Origin of the sequence: Komagataeibacter sp. FXV3 (assembly GCF_015155755.1) — a bacterium.
Classification (GTDB): domain Bacteria; phylum Pseudomonadota; class Alphaproteobacteria; order Acetobacterales; family Acetobacteraceae; genus Komagataeibacter.
This window is the reverse complement of record NZ_VWPI01000069.1, coordinates 1-16,614: the sequence shown is the minus strand read 5'-3', so window position 1 is coordinate 16,614 and position 16,614 is coordinate 1. Positions and strand designations below refer to the sequence as shown.

The following is a 16,614-nucleotide window of genomic DNA, read 5'->3' as shown; positions in this document are numbered from 1 at the left end:
CATGTGATGGCGGCCTGTTTCCGTCCGGGAGAGGAATATCAAGATGGCCCCGCGCACATTGTTCGACAAGATATGGGACAGCCATGTGGTCGAAACCCTTCCGGACAGTACGGCCATCCTCTACATCGACCGGCACCTTGTGCATGAGGTCACAAGCCCGCAGGCGTTCGAGGGGCTGCGCCTGAGCGGCCGCCGCCTGCGTCACCCCGATGCCACGATCGCGGTGGTGGACCATAACGTGCCCACATCCGACCGCACCCTGCCGATCGAGGAAGCGGACAGCCGCAACCAGATCGAGACGCTGGAACGCAACGTCAGGGAATTCGGCGTGCCGTATTTCCCGCTGCTGTCCGCGCGCCAGGGTATCGTGCACGTGGTGGGACCGGAGCAGGGGATTTCCCTGCCGGGCATGACCATCGTATGCGGCGACAGCCATACCTCCACCCACGGTGCGCTGGGTGCGCTGGCGTTCGGTATCGGCACGTCCGAGGTCGAGCACGTGATGGCGACCCAGACCATCCTGCAGAAGCCCGCGAAGAACATGAAGGTCGTGGTCGAGGGGCAGGTCGGTCCCGGTGTTACCGCCAAGGACATCATGCTGGCGATCATCGGCCATATCGGCACGGCGGGCGGCACGGGGCACGTGATCGAATTCGCGGGATCCGCCATCCGTGAACTCGACATGGCAGGCCGCATGACGCTCTGCAACATGTCGATCGAGGCCGGTGCGCGTGCAGGGCTGGTGGCCCCGGACGAGACCACGTTTGAATACGTGCGCGGCCGTCCCTTCGCGCCGAAGGGCGAGGCGTTTGACGAAGCCGTCGCCTACTGGAAGACGCTGGCATCCGACGAAGGCGCGCATTACGACCGCGTGGTGGAACTGCGCGCGGAAGACATCACGCCCGTGCTGACATGGGGCACCAGCCCCGAAACCGTCATTCCCGTAACCGGCAACGTGCCGGACCCTGCGGCTGAACCGGACCCGTCGCGGCGCAGGCAGATGCAGCGCATGCTGGACTACATGGGGCTGGAAGCCGGGCAGAAAATCGCAGGCACGCCGGTTGATGTCGTATTTATCGGGTCATGCACCAACAGCCGGATCGAGGACCTGCGGGCCGCAGCCAGCATTGCGGCAGGCCGCAGGGTCGCCCCCGGCGTGCGGGCGATGATCGTGCCCGGATCAGGCATCGTGAAAGCGCAGGCGGAAGAGGAAGGGCTGGACAAGGTCTTCCTGGAAGCCGGGTTTGAGTGGCGTGAGGCCGGGTGTTCCATGTGTCTTGGCATGAATCCCGACCGCCTGACACCTGGACAGCGCTGTGCCTCAACATCCAATCGTAATTTCGAGGGCAGGCAGGGCCCCGGCGGTCGTACGCACCTGCTGTCCCCCGCCATGGCTGCTGCCGCCGCCGTGACCGGAACCCTGACTGATGTGCGGGAGCTGATCTGACAATGGATAAATTCACCGTCCTCACGGCCATCGCCGCCGCCCTGCCGGAAGAAAACATCGATACCGACAAGATCATCCCGGCGCGGTTCCTCAAGACCACCAAGCGTTCGGGTCTTGGCGTGCATGCGTTTGACGGAATGCGCTACCGGCCCGATGGATCGGAAAATCCCGATTTCGTGCTGAATCAGGAACCGTACCGCAAGGCCGAGATCCTGATTACCTATGACAACCTTGGCTGCGGGTCGTCGCGGGAACATGCACCGTGGGCGTTGCTGGATTTTGGCATCCGCTGCGTGATCGCGCCGTCATTCGCCGATATCTTCAACAACAACTGCTTCAAGAACGGCATCCTGCCCATCGCGCTGCCGCGTGAGGTCTGCACGCAGCTGATGGATGACGCCCGTCAGGGTGCGAATTCCCGCCTTACGGTTGATCTGGCGCGACAGGTCATTATCCGGCCCGATGGTAAGGAAGTACCCTTTGACGTTGATCCGCTGCGCAAGCAGCTGCTGCTGGAAGGCCTGGATGACATTGGCCAGACGCTGCAGCATGAAAAGGCGATCACGACCTTTGAGGAGCGTCGCGCACAGGCGCAGCCGTGGATTCCGCATATCGTCCTTGACTGAAGGCACGCGCCGTATCCTGGCAAACTGTTCATAAACCGATTATCCGGATGGGAGACGTCATGTCCGCACCCAAGAAGCTTCTGATCCTGCCTGGCGATGGCATTGGCCCCGAAATCATGCGGGAAGCACAGCGCATCATGGACTGGATGGCGCAGGTGCGCGGCATCCGGTTCGATATCAGCGAGGATCTGGTGGGCGGCGCGTCGCTGGCGGTGCATGGCCAGCCGATCACGCAGCAGGTGATTGACGCGGCGCGGGCGGCGGATGCGGTGCTGTTCGGTTCGGTGGGGGATCCGAAATGGGCATCGGCCGGGTTTGACCGCAGGCCCGAAATCGCGATCCTGAAGCTACGTCAGGAACTGGGCCTGTTCGCCAACCTGCGTCCGGCCAAGGTGTTCGATTCGCTGGTGGATGCCAGCACGCTCAAGCCCAATGTCATCCGTGGCCTGGACATCATGATCGTGCGCGAGACGGTGGGCGGGATCTATTTCGGCACGCCGCGCGGGATCGAGACGCTGCCCGACGGGTCACGTCGTGGCATCAACACCGAAGTCTATACCACGGCGGAAATCGAACGCGTGGCCCGTGTTGCCTTCGACCTGGCGCGCAAGCGCGACAACCGTGTGTGCTCGGTCGAGAAATGCAACGTGATGGAAAGCGGCCTGCTGTGGAAAGAGGTCGTGACCGCCCTGCATGACCGCGAATACAAGGACGTGGAACTGAGCCACATGCTGGCCGATAATTGCGCCATGCAGATGGTGCGCAACCCGCGCCAGTTTGATGTGATCGTGACAGGTAACCTGTTTGGTGACCTGCTGTCCGACCTTGCCTCCATGCTGACCGGCAGCCTTGGCATGCTGCCTTCGGCAACACTGGGGGCAAAGGGGGAGGATGGCCGTACGCCTGCGCTGTATGAACCGATCCATGGCAGCGCGCCGGACATCGCGGGGCAGGGCAAGGCCAACCCGTTGGCGCAGATCCTGTCATTCGCCATGCTGCTGCGGTATTCCTTTGATATGCAGGAAGATGCAGCGATGATTGAACAGGCAGTGTCCAACGTGCTGGATCGCGGCCTGCGCACGCCGGACATCATGAGTGCGGGCAGGACGGAAGTGAATACGGCAGGAATGGGTGAGGCCGTGGTGGCCGAACTGGACCGGCTGAACCAGGGGGCCTGAGTCGTCCGGGTTATGGCTTCAATGTGAAACGGGCTGGCATGGTCATCATGCTGGCCCGTTTTTTATTCCGGGGGCGTTGTAAAAGCACCTGCCACGAATCATAAGCAATTTTTTGGTGAAGTTTTTTTCAAAAAGCTTCGGAAGACACTGCTTTTTTTTAAAAGGCGCCACCCAGAAACTTTTGTTTTTTACAGGCCGGGTTTCAGCACGTAGCCCTTGCCGCGCACCGTCTGCAGGAAACGCGGCTCCCGCGGGTCGGGTTCGATCCGGCGACGCAGGCGGGTCACCTGCACATCCACCGCACGTTCCCCGATTTCTTCCATATCCAGTGTGGTTGCGATATCGGTGCGCGACAGGATTTCGTTGGGGTGGCGGGCCAGTACAGACAGCAGGGCCGACTCGCCCCCCGTCAGGTGCACGATTCCCTGTGCGTTGGACAGCAGGCCACGTACGGGATCGAATTCCAGTTCCCCCAGCCGTACGATCCGCAGGTTGCTGCTTGGCGCGGGGGGGACAAAGCGACGCAGGTGCGCCTTGAGCCGCAGCAGCAGTTCGCGCGGTTCGAACGGCTTGGCCAGATAGTCGTCGGCCCCGGCTTCCAGCCCGATGATCCGGTCTTCCGGCTCGCCGCGCGCGGTCAGCAGCAGGATGGGGAAATCCAGCTTTTCCCGCCGCAGTTCGCGCGTCAGTTCCAGCCCGTTTTCCCCCGGCATGGTAATATCCAGCACCAGCGCATCAGGCTGCATGAAACCCAGTACCTGACGTGCCTCCTGCGCTGATGATGCGGCGCTGACGCGGAAACCCTGTTCGCTCAGGTAACGCTGCAGCAGGCGACGCAGGCGGGGATCATCATCCACGACCACCACGTGTGCATCCACGATCATGCTGTCGCGGGGCAGGGAGGAGTCGCAGGCCGTCTGGATCATGGGGAACTCCGGTCGGGAAGGTGATGGGCACCGGTGGATACGCCGGGCGCATCCGATTCGTCTATCAGCCCGTGCATGACGCGGCGAAAACCCTCGACGGCCTTGCCCCCCGCGTTGCGGTACACACGCAGCAGGACCTCACGTTGCAGGGAAAACAGATGGTTTTCAATCTCGCTTCCCCGTGCGGTCAGGTACAGTTCCCGCCGCCGCCTGTCCTGCTGCGCCGTTTCCTGTCGCACAAGGTCCATGGACAGCAGTTCACCCAGTGCGCGGCTCATGCTCTGCTTGGTAATGCCCAGCGTGTTCAGCAGGGCGCCCACGGCCATGCCGGGCTGCAGGGCCACGGCCTGCATGATGCGATAATGCGCATGGCCCAGCCCATGTGCGTGCAGGGCGTCGTCTATGATGGCCGTAAAGGACCGGCACGCGAGCATGAGAAGGTCCTGCGCCTGCCGCATGTCTTCATCACGCAGGAAAAGCAGTTCCACCCCCGCGCCAGCGGGCGCATGGCGGGTCGATGGCGGTCGGGCAGGGGCTGTCACGTCCGCGAAACCGTTCAGGCGATACGGCCGGTCAGGCGGTTGCGCAGGCGGGTGATGCGCCCGACTTCGGACAGGCGACGGTCAAGGAATTCCTCCACCGAGGCCGGATTGCCGCCCCGCGTCAGCCAGAACAGCAGGGTGGAGACATATACGCCGCCAAGGGTGATGCGCTTGGTCATATAGGTGAAACCGGCGGAATTATCCCCCGCCGCCTGCCATATCGCGTTTACGCTACGCCCCAGCGTGCGGGCCAGGGCCCGGGCATGGGTTGGCACCATCAGCACTGCCAGCGCCTGCCGGATGGCGGCGCGGTACGGGGCGGCATGATCCAGCCGGAACAGCACGGCCGCGCGGACGCGACGGCTGATCTTGCGGCTGCGGAAACTGTTGGTGGCGGCCAGCATGTCGCGGTCCATGAGGTCGAAACACGACTCGGCCACCTGCGCCATGCCCTCGGGGAACAGCAGGTCCGCGTCCGGCCCCACGCATTGCCGCAGCAGCGCGGTCGTCCATGGCTGGCTGCCCGCGCGCGGGTCGGCCAGGAATCGGCGCAGCAGCGCGTCACCCTGCGGTGAATTCTGGAGCGCGGGCGGTTCCAGCGCGGATGTCGCGGCGGCAACCAGGGCGGAAGGATTCATGGGCGCTCTCCGTAACGTGCCATTTCGGTATCAAATCCCATCCGGCCAAGGTCGGTCATGCGCATGGGATAGAGGATTCCGTTCAGGTGATCGTATTCATGCTGGAATACATTGGCCAAAAAGCCGGTGGCAATGCCGTGGGTTTCCTGCCCTTCCGCATTCATGCCGCGCCAGGCGATGCGGCGGTAACGCGGCACCCAGCCCCGCAGGCCGGGAATGGACAGGCAGCCCTCCAACCGGTCCACCATGTCATCATCAACCGGTTCCAGCACGGGGTTTATCAGGGCGGCGGGCAGGCGTGGCGGATCATCATCCCCCGTGCTGCGGGTTTCGGGCACGCGGTAGACAAACAGCCGCAGGCCCTGGTGCACCTGGGGGGCGGCCAGTCCCACGCCGCCTGCGTCCAGCATGGTTTCAATCATGTCGGCCACCAGCGTGCGGACTGCCGGGGCCTGCGGGTCGGCCACCGGTCGTGCAGGTTGCAGCAGCACCGGATGGCCCATGCGGGCGATCTTGAGCAGCGTCATCGACACAAACACCCTTCCTGTTTCGGGGAACATGTATATGACAGCGTTGGCGCGCAATGCGGAGCACGAAAATCATTTGTCCCCGGATGCGGGAATGATTTGTGTTGCCGTGCGCGAGTGTGATATAGGTGCGGCCCGTTTGGGAATCGCACGAAGGGAATGGCCTCGGGCGGACGTTCCCCAAGTTTCAGTTTCATGGATCATCCATACCGGATGGCAGATCAGGAGTTGACGACCCAGTGCAGGTTCTCGTTCGTGACAACAATGTTGATCAGGCCCTCAAGGCCCTCAAGAAGAAAATGCAGCGCGAAGGCATCTTCCGTGAAATGAAGCTGCGTCGTCATTATGAAAAGCCGTCCGAGCGCAAGGCGCGCGAGGCTGCTGAAGCCGTGCGCCGCGCCCGCAAGATGGAGCGCAAGCGTCTGGAGCGTGAAGGCTTCTAAGCCGACCGTTATCGGAATATGGGTCTGACCCACAAAAAAGCCGGCCCCAGCAGGGAGCCGGTTTTTTTGTGTCCGCAGTCAAGGTAAAGCCATGGATATGGAGTCGCATTCCGGCGCCGAACCAACGCCACCCGCCATGCACGGGTGGCGCAGGGTGCGTGAACGGCTGATCCGGCGCATCCTGCCACGTTCCCTGCTGGGGCGCATGCTGCTGATCGGCTTCATTCCGCTGCTGGCCACGCAGGCCATCTCGCTGGAACTGTTTTACGGGAACTACCTGCAGATCGTCTCTCGTCGGCTGTCGGGCGACATGGCCACCACCATCGCCATGACGCTGGACCTGCTGGAACGCTACCCATCGCCCGCCGACCGGCAGTGGATATTGGATGATGCCGGACGGCGCGCGGGCCTGATCATGACATTGCATGAAGGGGAAAGGCTGGACCGCCGCGGTTCCAACCATGTGCTTGGCCCCATTGATGATGATCTGGTGCGCGACCTGCGGGCGAATGTGCGCCTGCCCAGCTTCGTGGACTGGAAACAGGCGCACCATCGCGTGGTGATCCGCGTTCAGACGCCCATCGGGGTGCTGCAGGTGGTGGCCCTGCGCAAACGGCTGGACGTGGCGCCGGTATGGCTGTTCGTGGCGTGGGCGTCAGGCAGCGCGCTGGTGCTGTTCCTGATCGCGGCAATGTTCATGCGCAACCAGGTCCGCGCCATACGCAGGCTGGCGCGGGCGGCGCAACTGTTCGGGCTGGGGCGCGACACCGTGCCCATCGTGCCCGAGGGCGCGCAGGAAATCCGCAAGGCGGCGGTCGCCTTCAATCGCATGCGTGACCGTATCAACCGTTTTGTGGAACAGCGCACGACCGTCCTGGCCGGTGTGTCGCATGACCTGCGCACGCCGTTGACCCGGCTGCGCCTGTCACTGGCCATGCTGCCGCGCACGGGCATGGTCGATGCGGCCGGACTGCAGCCCGATATTGCCGACATGATCGGCGATATCGTGGAAATGGAGCATATGATCGAAGGTTACCTGTCCTTTGCGCGGGGCGAGGGGGCGGAAAAGCCCGTTGTCATCCGCGTGGAGGAACTGTTCGATGAAATTGTCGTGGCGCAGCGCCGCATGGGGGCGCAGGCCGGTATCGGCTCCATCACCCCTGCGGGGCTGTGTGTGACCGGACGGGGCAATGCCCTGCGCCGCGTCCTGAACAATGTCGTGGAAAATGCCCGCAGGCATGCTACCCGCATTGAACTGTCAGCCGAACGCGGGCGCAGGGAAGTTTTCGTGTATGTGGACGATAACGGCTGCGGCGTGGACGAGGCGCGGCGTGAAAGCGTGTTCCGCCCGTTTGAAAGCGGCAAGGAAGGCGGAACCGGACTGGGCCTGGCAATCGCGCGCGACATCATTCACGCCCATGGCGGCCATATCGGATTGGAAGCCGGGCCGCTGGGTGGGGCGCGGGTCAGGATCGTGCTGCCGAACTGACCGGTCCGGCAGGGCAGGACATCAGGGCAGGGAGTTGCCCGACCCACCATGGCCGGGGCCGCCGTTCATGCTGTTCATCGGGCCGGTGCTGCCGCCGTATGTGCTGCTCATCTGGCTGAGCGGGTTGTAGCGGCCCACATTGCCCAGGATCTGCTGCATGATGTTGATCTTGGTGCCCGGCGTGGGCGTCTTTCCGGGCGCCATGGAGACATAGCGCGCGTCGTCCTTGTGCAGGGTGCGCAGGTTGCGCAGGATGCCGTCCTGGTCAAACGTCAGCACCACCATGTCCTGCTTGCGCACGCGGGGGAAGCTGATGGGGACCATCACCTGCTTCATGGACATATACAGCCATGTATTGTCATCAAACGTCGCGCGCCCGGTGGGGGAACCCAGCGCATCCATGACGTCCGAGCGCGTGGTCTCGCCAACCTTCAGTTTCTTGTAATCGTCCTCTTCCACCAGGGAGCCACGCTGGATGGTGTTGGGCTTGAACACCGAACATCCCGACAGCGCGATACCGGCCCCGATGACAGCGCACGAAAACAGGCGTAATGAACGCGAACGGGGCAGGGTGTCCTGTGGTGACCTCATGGTCCGGAAAATATCCTGAAATAAGGCATGGCGCGAAAATGCGGTTCGTCTTTCCGGTGCCCGATTGGGAAAATGAAGTCAATCACAGATCGCCCTGACGGTGGAAAAACACGACAGTCAGGGCCATGTTTCCACCATGCGGGCATGAAGGCGCAGGCCCCGTGAACACACGCGCAGGAGTAGTACGACATGGATGCAGAATTTTCCCGCCCGCTTGCCGTGGGCCGCATCCCGGCCCGTGGCATGGAAACGGTGGTCGAGGCATCGGATGAGGAATGCCGCAGGCTGGCCCGCCGGTTCGGAATTCCCGGCCTGCGTGACCTGTCCTGCCGCTACCGGCTGGCTCCGGGACAGGATGGGGAGGTACTGGCCGAAGGCTGGCTGACCGCGCATGTGACACAGGAATGTGTCGTAAGCCTTGAGGCGTTCGAGGACGTGCTGGCGGAATCGTTCACCGTGCGCTGCATCCCGGCGGAACGTTTCCGCGAGGATGACGAGATCGATCCCTTTTCCATCGATGAAATCCCCTATGACCGCGACAGCATCGACCTTGGTGAACTGGCGGCGGAGGAACTTTCGCTGGCGCTGGATCCGTATCCGCACAAGCCTGGATGCGCGATTCCGGCCGAATTTGCGGGCAAGGAAGAAGGCGAACCCGAAGAAACCGTGCGCAGGCAGCCTTTTTCCGCCCTGGCCGAGTTGAAAAAAAAGCAGAACTGACGCAAAGGAAGGGGCAGGTAACGGGGGGCGCGGATTACGCGTCTTGCGCATCATCTCTTGCGCAAGTGCAAATGATCTGTTAGAGCGCCCCCCTCAATTATTGATAACTGACCGGTGTATCGCCACGATGGTGTGCCTGCCGGTTGTGATCCAGATCGGAGGGGCCCAGGCCCATGGCTGTACCCAAGAGAAAAACCTCGCCGTCCCGTCGTGGCATGCGTCGCAGCCACGCTGCGCTGAGCGTGCCCGCACACGCGGAATGTTCCAACTGCGGCGAACTCAAGCGCCCGCATCACGTCTGCAGCCACTGCGGACATTATGACGGCCGCGAAGTCGCTTCCGCCGGCAAGGCGCTGAAGACGGCGGTCCGCGCCTGATAACAGGACGCGACTGGCGTCATTACCCGGTCAGGGCGCGGCCTGCATGGGCCGCGCCTGTGGGCGTGCCTGTGGCCGTCCCGTCCGGGTCGCGCGGGACAGGGGTATGCCAAAGTTGTACTCCCTGATCTTGCGCGTTTCTTTCTTACCCGGCACAAGACGAGCATGAGCGAGACAGGTTCCTCCTTTTCCGAGACTGGGTCCTATACCCTGGCCATAGATGGCATGGGTGGGGATGGTGGTCCGGAAGTTGTAGTGGCTGGACTGGCAATTGCGGCAGACCGACATCCGTCGGCCAGAATTCTTCTGGTCGGGGATGAGGCAAAGTTGTCCGGCCTTCTGAGCCGCCATCCACGCGCGGCCGCCATCTGCACAATCCTTCCGGCCGGTTCGGCCATCCCGATGGACATGAAGCCTACGGCGGCGTTGCGCGTGCGCGATTCCTCCATGCGGCTGGCCATGGATGCGGTGGCCAAGGGCGCGGCACAGGGTGTCGTATCTGCTGGCAATAGCGGGGCGATGCTGGCGCTGGCCAAGATCGTGGTCAAGACACTCCCCGGCATAAGCCGTCCGGCAATGGCGGCGCTCAGCCCCACGACACGTGGCGATGTGGTCATGCTCGACCTCGGCGCGAATGTGTCGTGCGACTGGCGCAACCTGGTGGAATTCGCCATCATGGGCGAAGCCTTCGCCAAGGCGGTGCTGGGCCTGCCCGCGCCGACCATCGGCCTGCTGAATGTCGGGTCGGAGGAACTGAAGGGCGACGAACGGCTGCGCCAGGCGGCCGAGGTGCTGCGTGGCAGCGCGCTGGCCCGGCAGTTCCATGGCTTTGTCGAAGGGCACGATATCACGGCGGGCACGACCGACGTGGTGGTGACGGATGGCTTTACCGGCAATGTGGCCCTGAAAACCGGGGAAGGGGCGCTGAAAATGGCGTTTACCCTTCTGCGGCAGGTCTTTACCGCCAGCCTGCTGGGGCGGATCGGCTACCTGCTGGTGCGTCCGGGACTGGAACGGATGAAGGAATGGCTGGACCCGCGGCGCTATAATGGCGCGGTGTTCGTCGGGCTGAATGGTGTCGTGGTCAAGTCGCATGGCGGCACGGATGCCGAAGGCTTCGCCGCTGCGGTCGATGTGGCGATGGACATGGTCACCCACCGCTTTACCGACAGCATACGTGATCGCCTTGCGCATATGGAAAAGCTGACATCCGTCAAGGTGACGCCGGACCAGCAGCAGGCGGTTCCTGCATCCTGACCCTGTAACATCCGGTGTGGCGCGCAGGCTGTCATGGCTGTCGCCACCCGTGCATGTAAGATGAGATTGGTGGAAAAACAGGCATGACGGCGAAACGCTCGCTTCTGTCCGGGTTCGGCGGTTATCTGCCTGAGCGGATCGTTACCAATGATGAACTGGCATCGCGGCTCGATACATCCGATGAATGGATTCGTGGCCGCACCGGCATTGGCCAGCGCCATATCGCCGGTGAAAATGATACCGCCGTATCCATGGCGACAGAGGCCGCACGCCGCGCGCTTGAATACGCGGGCGCTGCACCGGCGGATGTCGATGCCGTAATCGTTGCCACCAGCACGCCGGACCAGGCCTTTCCATCCACCGCCGTGCGCGTACAGGCCGAACTGGGCATGTCATCCGGATTCGGTTTTGACCTTGCGGCGGCGTGTTCGGGATTCATCTTTGCCCTGTCCATGGCCGATTCGCTGATTCGCAGCGGGCAGGCCCGCTCCGCCCTGGTCATCGGTAGCGAAGTCTATTCGCGTATCCTCGACTGGTCGGACCGGGGCACATGCGTGCTGTTTGGTGATGGGGCGGGGGCGGTGTTCCTGACTTCTGCCGGACCGCAGGACGGTGATGCCGGGATCCTGTCGACCCATCTGCATTCCGATGGCCAGTATGGCGACCTGCTGTATGTGGACGGCGCCACCGGGCAGCATGACAAGCCCGCCCACCTGCGTATGCAGGGCCGTGACGTGTTCCGCCATGCGGTGGGCAAGCTGTCTTCTTCGGTTGACGAGGCGCTGGCCGCCAATAACCTGACCCATTCGGATGTAAACTGGCTGGTGCCGCACCAGGCCAACCTGCGCATCATTGACGGTGTTGCGCGCAAGCTTGCGCTTCCGGCGGAGCGGGTGGTGGTGACGGTGGACCGGCATGCCAATACATCGGCCGCCTCCATCCCGCTGGCGCTGAACGAAGCGGTGCGGGACGGGCGCATACGCAAGGGCGACCTTGTGCTGATGGAAGCGCTGGGCGGTGGCCTGACATGGGGGTCGGCGCTGGCGCGGCTGTAATGTCGTTTCGGTACCACATTGAAATGGACGCGCAATAAACCGCCCGTTCATTGAATACATTCAATTGACGATGGTGGCGCGCATGCATAACGTTTACGCATGAGCACCGTGACGCGCGCCACTCTGGCAGAACAGATATATGATCAGGTCGGGCTGTCCCGCCATGAATCCGCCGATATTCTGGAAGATATTCTGGAACGGATGGCACGGACACTTGAAACCGGCGATACCCTGAAAATAAGCGGGTTTGGCACCTTCTCTGTCCGGCAGAAAGGACAGCGTACGGGCCGTAATCCGAAAACGGGCGTGGAAGTGCCGATTCTTCCGCGTTCCGTTCTGGTATTTCGCCCCAGCCAGCTGCTTCGTGCCCATGTCAATGGACAGTCCAGTGGTGAAAACCCGCCGGAAGGAGACGAGGAATGAGCACGCAGCATGACCCGGCCCGGACCGTGCCCACGCATGACGTGACGCAGCCGGGCACGGACAGCCTGCCCATTTATGAGGTCGCGCGTGAACTCGGCCTGGCCCAGCATGTCATGCGCATGTGGGAATCCCGTTTTCCGCAATTGCAGCCATTGCGGGGGCAGGTGGGGCGACGTTATTACCGCCCGCAGGATATTGCGGTGCTGCGCCAGATCGCTGATCTGCTGTATGTCCGCAAGCTGTCGATTGCGCAGGCGCAGGCCGAACTGGGGCAGATGGCCCTTGCCGCAGACCCGTCACCTGCGAGCGTGGCCACGCCAGCCACGCCAGCCACGCCAGCCACGCCAGAAATCCCGGCTGTCCATACGGTAATGCCTGACCCGATTTTGGAACCGGTTGCTCCGGTGGCGGAAGTGCAGGCCGCGACTGAAGGCCCTGCCCACACGCCCGCACCGGAACACGTGCAGCAGCCGGCCGAGACCGCCACGGTTATCGAACAGGTCACAATTGTCGAGGAAACCACCATACAGGTGGCCGACACGGCCCCCGCCGAAACCCCGGCGGCGCCGTCGGTGCAGCCTGTAAAGGAAGAAGCCCCGGCCACAGCAGCAACAGCGCCCGCGAACAAGGCACCGCCAGAAGGCGAGACGGTGGATGAAGCGGAAATACCGCTGGAACAGCTTGTCATGATCGAACTTGAGCGCCTGCAGGCGGAAAATACCGTGCTGCGCGACAGCCTGCGTGGCGTGCTGGTGGAACTGCAGGCCCTGCGGGAAATGGTGCCAGTCTGATTTATCCGGTTTTTTTCAGTTTTGCGCAGATCGTGGCTTGCCGTCCCCCCACTGGCCTGCTACACCCTGCGCATCGCAGACAGGCGGGCAGTAGCGCAGCCTGGTAGCGCATCAGTCTGGGGGACTGGGGGTCGTGGGTTCGAATCCCGCCTGCCCGATATCCCTGTCTGCGATTAAAGATTTTGGGTGAACGCCCCGATGAAAGCACCTGTAACAGGGTGCTTTTTTTGTATCTGCCGCCAGCGCGTTAGTAACGCGCACGGCTCCAGTTCAGCCACAGCATGTGCAGCACCGCCATGATGGCCGGCCCGACAAACAGCCCCAGCAGGCTCCAGCTTTCAGCCCCGCCCAGAATGCCGGTCAGCACCCACAGGAAGGGCAGTTGGGTCGAGCCGCCAATCAGGGCAGGGCGCACCAGATGGTCCGCCAGCAGGATCACGGCAATGCCAAACAGGATGATGGCGATGGCGGTCAGCACCGCCCCGGTATTGATCACCAGCAATATGGCGACGGCGCTGATGGCGACCAGGGCGCAGAAGGGGATCATGGCGGCAATAGCCGTTATCACGCCGAACAGGAACGGGTGGGGGGCGCCTGCGACCAGATAGGCAAGGCCCATCAACATGCCCTCGCCAATACCGACCAGCACCAGCCCCGATACCGACCCATGAACGGATGCGATGATCTGTAACGCGATCCGTTCCCCCCGTTTGCCAAAGGCGCGGCGGGAGACATTAAGGGACTGGCGGATAACCGAATCCCCGTCCTTGAGCAGGAAAAACAGCGTCAGGATGGCAAAGGCGAACAGCAGCACGCGGTGCAGCACCTGCGACCCAAGCTGCTGCGTCACCTTCATGCCCTGCCCGATATTCATGGACCCGAGAAGGGTCGAGACATCGGCGGGATTTGTCAGGTGTTCGTTCCACCATGTTTCGATCGTCTGTTGCCCATAGGGCAGGCGACCGACCCATGGCGGGACGGGAATGCCGGAATGACGTGCATCGTTCAGCAGCCTGAGCACGCTTTCCGCCTCACGCCCTGCTTCAAGCCCGAACAGCGCCAGGGGACCAAGGAAGATCAGCGCGATGACCAGCGTGAACAGGACCGGCAGCAACGTCCGGTGCGCGCGTGAATGCCATCGCCTGCGCGCCCGTACATAAAGCGGCCACGACGCGATGGCGAATATGCAGCCCCAGATCAGCGATGGCAGGAAGCCGCGCACGGTGTACAGCGCCAGCAGGACAAAAAACAGCGCCAGGCCCGCGCGCGCCATGCGTTGTGTGCGCTGGGTTTCGCTGAATGACCGGAAGGTTCGCATCGTGGATGCAGGATCCATGCGGCGGCCCGGCATGGGGGCGCCTGCCTGATCCTGATCCGCGTTGTAGGGATCCGTCATGGTCATTCCTCTGGAAAACGGGCTTGGTCGATAGGGTGCTGGTGTTAACGCGATCGTTCCAGCAATGACATTAATCCTATGTCGGGGGCGTCGTTTCAACGGCCCATAGGGCAAAAGCATGAATCAGGGCCGCTTCTTTAAGGGAATCGAACCGTCCGGTCGCCCCCCTGTGGCCCGCTTCCATGTTCGTGCGCAGCATGATGGGCCGGTCCGACCGGTTGTTGTCACGCAGGCGCGCAACCCATTTCGCCGGTTCCCAGTAGGTGACGCGCGGATCGGTCAGCCCGCCCATGGCCAGGATGGCGGGATAGGCCCGCGGGGCCACCTGTTCATACGCGGCATAGCCTGCGATCAGGTCATAGGCATCCGGGTCGTTCAGCGGATTGCCCCATTCCGGCCATTCCGGCGGGGTCAGGGGCAGGGTATCATCGGACATGGTGTTCAGTTCATCCACGAACGGCACCACCGCCACGATCCCCGCGAACAGGTCGGGGCGCATGTTGGCGATCGCCCCCATCACCATGCCGCCCGCCGAACGGCCATCGGCCACGATCCGCCCGGGCGCGCCAAAGCCCGCATTGGTCAGGGTGGTGGCGCAGGCGATGAAATCGGTAAAGGTGTTGGGCTTGTTACGTCCGCGTCCGCCCAGAAACCAGTTCCATCCCTTTTCCGAACCGCCACGGACATGGGCAATGGCATAAAACCATCCCCGGTCCACAAGACTGAGCGTGCGGGTGGAAAACACCGGGTCGATGGCATGGCCATAGGATCCATAGCCATACAGCAGCAGTGGGGCGGAGCCGTCGATGGGCGTGTCATGGCGGCCCAGAACGGTTATGGGCACCTGTTCCCCATCCGGGGCCTGTGCCGTCAGCCGCCAGCAGCGGTACTGCGCCGGGTCATGGCCGGACGGCACGGATTGCTGCTTCAGCAGCCGGTCCGCCCGCGTCGCCATGTCCTGCGCATGCCACTGCCGGGGGGTGGTGGGGGACTGGTAGACGTAACGCAGTTCGGTCGTGTCGTATTCATAACCGCCGGCGAATGTCAGGTCATAGGCGGCTTCATCCGGCTCCAGCGCATGGGCATGGCCCTGCAGGTCACGGATGACGATGCGCGTATTCGCATCCCGGCGTTCACGCCATGCGACATGGCCCGACCAGACCATGCAGTCGGTAATGTAGCGGCCGGGTTCATGCCCGATCAGGTCGCGCCAGTTTTCACGTCCCGGCGCGCTGTCCGGCGTGGTCATGATCTTGAAATCATACGCGCCGTCGGCATTGGTCAGGATGATGAAGTGCCGGCCCTGATGATACAGCCCGTACATCAGTCCCGTCTGGCGCGCGGCGGCGCATACGGGTGCGGCCTGCGGGTCATGGCCCGGGATCAGCCAGGATTCGGATGTATCGTGGTTGCCGGAGGAAATGATGATCCACCCGCCTGAACGCGTTGCGTCCACACCCACGAAAAAGCCGGGATCGGGTTCCTCGTACACCGGCGTGTCCGTATCTTCCCCGATGCGGCGGCGATAGACACGGGCCGGGCGGCCATGTTCGTCCCGCCAGACCCAGAACAGGAACCGGCTGTCCGGTGAGAAAACGAATGCCCCGCTGCAGTTGTCAACAGGCGGCAGGGCGGCCGCGCCCGTATCGGCAGGCCTGCGGATATGGATGCGGTAGATTTCGGACCCCTGCGTATCCTCGGCATAGGCGAACAGGGTATGGTCGGGGCTGTGGCTGGCGGTGGCGATGGCGTAATAGTCATGGCCGCTGGCCGCCGCGTTGACATCCAGCAGCACTTCTTCCGCCTGCGGCTGGTCTGCGGGATAGCGTTTATAGACGGGATACTGCGCACCCGCCGCATAGCCGGTCTGGTAGAAAAATGGTCCGTGGGGAATGGCGGGATAGGTATCGTCGGGCTGTATCCGGCCCTTCATTTCCGCCACAAGCTGTTCCTGCAGCGCTTCCGTTCCCGACAGGATGGACTGCGTATAGGCATTTTCCGCCCGCAGGTGTCCGGCAATGTCAGGGCGCAGCAGGGACGGGTCACGCAGCACGTTCTGCCAGTTATCGTCCTTCATCCACGCATATTCGTCCTGCCGCGTGCGGCCAAGCTGCGTGATGGTGCGGGGGATCTTGCGGGGAACGGGGGGAAGGGTCATTGCCTGTATCCTATACACATCTCCGACCCA

18 protein-coding genes and 1 tRNA gene are annotated in these 16,614 nt (G+C 62.9%); 12 read left to right on the top strand and 7 right to left on the bottom strand.

The features are described from left to right. Positions 1-43: 43 nt before the first annotated feature. From leuC to leuB, 3 genes are read left to right on the top strand one after another with little or no spacing between them, the layout of a single operon-like run. Positions 44-1,447 (top strand): 3-isopropylmalate dehydratase large subunit, encoded by a 1,404-nt coding sequence (gene leuC, locus F1542_RS06925; RefSeq protein WP_193732392.1) that lies wholly within the window; start codon positions 44-46, stop codon positions 1,445-1,447. Positions 1,448-1,449: 2 nt separating this feature from the next. Further along, a complete protein-coding gene (leuD, locus tag F1542_RS06920; RefSeq protein ID WP_193732391.1) occupies positions 1,450-2,073 on the top strand; it encodes a 3-isopropylmalate dehydratase small subunit in 624 nt (207 codons plus the stop codon). 59 nt (positions 2,074-2,132) lie between these two features. Beyond that, positions 2,133-3,251 carry a 3-isopropylmalate dehydrogenase gene (gene leuB / locus F1542_RS06915; protein ID WP_193732390.1) on the top strand — a complete coding sequence of 373 codons (1,119 nt, stop codon included), beginning with the start codon at positions 2,133-2,135 and terminating at the stop codon, positions 3,249-3,251. Positions 3,252-3,439: 188 nt separating this feature from the next. On the opposite strand, the gene F1542_RS06910 is transcribed toward leuB, so the two are convergent. From F1542_RS06910 to def, 4 genes are read right to left on the bottom strand one after another with little or no spacing between them, the layout of a single operon-like run. After that, positions 3,440-4,177 carry a response regulator gene (locus F1542_RS06910; protein ID WP_010506450.1) on the bottom strand — a complete coding sequence of 246 codons (738 nt, stop codon included), beginning with the start codon at positions 4,175-4,177 and terminating at the stop codon, positions 3,440-3,442. Continuing rightward, entirely contained in the window at positions 4,174-4,719 is a 546-nt protein-coding gene (locus tag F1542_RS06905) for a MarR family winged helix-turn-helix transcriptional regulator (RefSeq protein WP_231289787.1), read from the bottom strand. Before F1542_RS06905 ends, F1542_RS06910 begins: the two co-directional genes overlap by 4 nt. 14 nt (positions 4,720-4,733) lie before the next feature. Beyond that, entirely contained in the window at positions 4,734-5,357 is a 624-nt protein-coding gene (locus F1542_RS06900; RefSeq protein ID WP_193732389.1) for a COQ9 family protein, read from the bottom strand. Beyond that, positions 5,354-5,884, bottom strand: a complete 531-nt coding sequence (gene def, locus F1542_RS06895) for a peptide deformylase (RefSeq protein ID WP_193732412.1) — start codon at positions 5,882-5,884, stop codon at positions 5,354-5,356. The genes F1542_RS06900 and def overlap by 4 nt, the downstream gene beginning before the upstream one ends. A 239-nt stretch (positions 5,885-6,123) precedes the next feature. On the opposite strand from def, the gene rpsU reads away from it, so the two are divergent. Beyond that, a complete protein-coding gene (gene rpsU, locus F1542_RS06890) occupies positions 6,124-6,327 on the top strand; it encodes a 30S ribosomal protein S21 (RefSeq protein ID WP_010506446.1) in 204 nt (67 codons plus the stop codon). A 91-nt stretch (positions 6,328-6,418) separates the two neighbouring features. Then, positions 6,419-7,816, top strand: a complete 1,398-nt coding sequence (locus F1542_RS06885) for a HAMP domain-containing sensor histidine kinase (RefSeq protein WP_193732388.1) — start codon at positions 6,419-6,421, stop codon at positions 7,814-7,816. Between the two features lie 21 nt (positions 7,817-7,837). On the opposite strand, the gene F1542_RS06880 is transcribed toward F1542_RS06885, so the two are convergent. Further along, entirely contained in the window at positions 7,838-8,407 is a 570-nt protein-coding gene (locus F1542_RS06880; protein ID WP_193732387.1) for an outer membrane protein assembly factor BamE, read from the bottom strand. Positions 8,408-8,596: 189 nt separating this feature from the next. Here F1542_RS06880 and F1542_RS06875 point away from each other — a divergent pair, with 189 nt between their 5' ends. The 7 genes from F1542_RS06875 (at position 8,597) to F1542_RS06845 (ending at position 13,188) form a co-directional block, all read left to right on the top strand. Beyond that, positions 8,597-9,127 (top strand): DUF177 domain-containing protein, encoded by a 531-nt coding sequence (locus F1542_RS06875; RefSeq protein ID WP_193732386.1) that lies wholly within the window; start codon positions 8,597-8,599, stop codon positions 9,125-9,127. A gap of 173 nt (positions 9,128-9,300) precedes the next feature. Continuing rightward, positions 9,301-9,504: a 50S ribosomal protein L32 gene (gene rpmF, locus F1542_RS06870; protein WP_010506434.1), complete on the top strand. Its 204-nt coding sequence runs from the start codon at positions 9,301-9,303 to the stop codon at positions 9,502-9,504. Positions 9,505-9,669: 165 nt separating this feature from the next. Next, positions 9,670-10,761: a phosphate acyltransferase PlsX gene (gene plsX / locus F1542_RS06865; RefSeq protein ID WP_193732385.1), complete on the top strand. Its 1,092-nt coding sequence runs from the start codon at positions 9,670-9,672 to the stop codon at positions 10,759-10,761. Between the two features lie 83 nt (positions 10,762-10,844). Then, on the top strand, positions 10,845-11,816 hold the full coding sequence (locus F1542_RS06860; protein WP_193732384.1) for a beta-ketoacyl-ACP synthase III: 972 nt from the start codon (positions 10,845-10,847) through the stop codon (positions 11,814-11,816). A gap of 99 nt (positions 11,817-11,915) precedes the next feature. Further along, on the top strand, positions 11,916-12,239 hold the full coding sequence (locus tag F1542_RS06855) for an integration host factor subunit alpha (protein WP_010506428.1): 324 nt from the start codon (positions 11,916-11,918) through the stop codon (positions 12,237-12,239). Next, positions 12,236-13,030, top strand: coding sequence for a MerR family transcriptional regulator (locus F1542_RS06850; RefSeq protein WP_193732383.1), 795 nt, complete (start codon positions 12,236-12,238; stop codon positions 13,028-13,030). Before F1542_RS06855 ends, F1542_RS06850 begins: the two co-directional genes overlap by 4 nt. A gap of 84 nt (positions 13,031-13,114) precedes the next feature. Next, positions 13,115-13,188, top strand: a tRNA-Pro gene (locus F1542_RS06845). A gap of 89 nt (positions 13,189-13,277) precedes the next feature. On the opposite strand, the gene F1542_RS06840 is transcribed toward F1542_RS06845, so the two are convergent. Both F1542_RS06840 and F1542_RS06835 read right to left on the bottom strand, forming a co-directional pair. After that, positions 13,278-14,432 carry an AI-2E family transporter gene (locus F1542_RS06840; RefSeq protein ID WP_193732382.1) on the bottom strand — a complete coding sequence of 385 codons (1,155 nt, stop codon included), beginning with the start codon at positions 14,430-14,432 and terminating at the stop codon, positions 13,278-13,280. A gap of 70 nt (positions 14,433-14,502) precedes the next feature. Beyond that, on the bottom strand, positions 14,503-16,584 hold the full coding sequence (locus F1542_RS06835) for a S9 family peptidase (RefSeq protein ID WP_193732381.1): 2,082 nt from the start codon (positions 16,582-16,584) through the stop codon (positions 14,503-14,505). Positions 16,585-16,614: the final 30 nt, after the last annotated feature.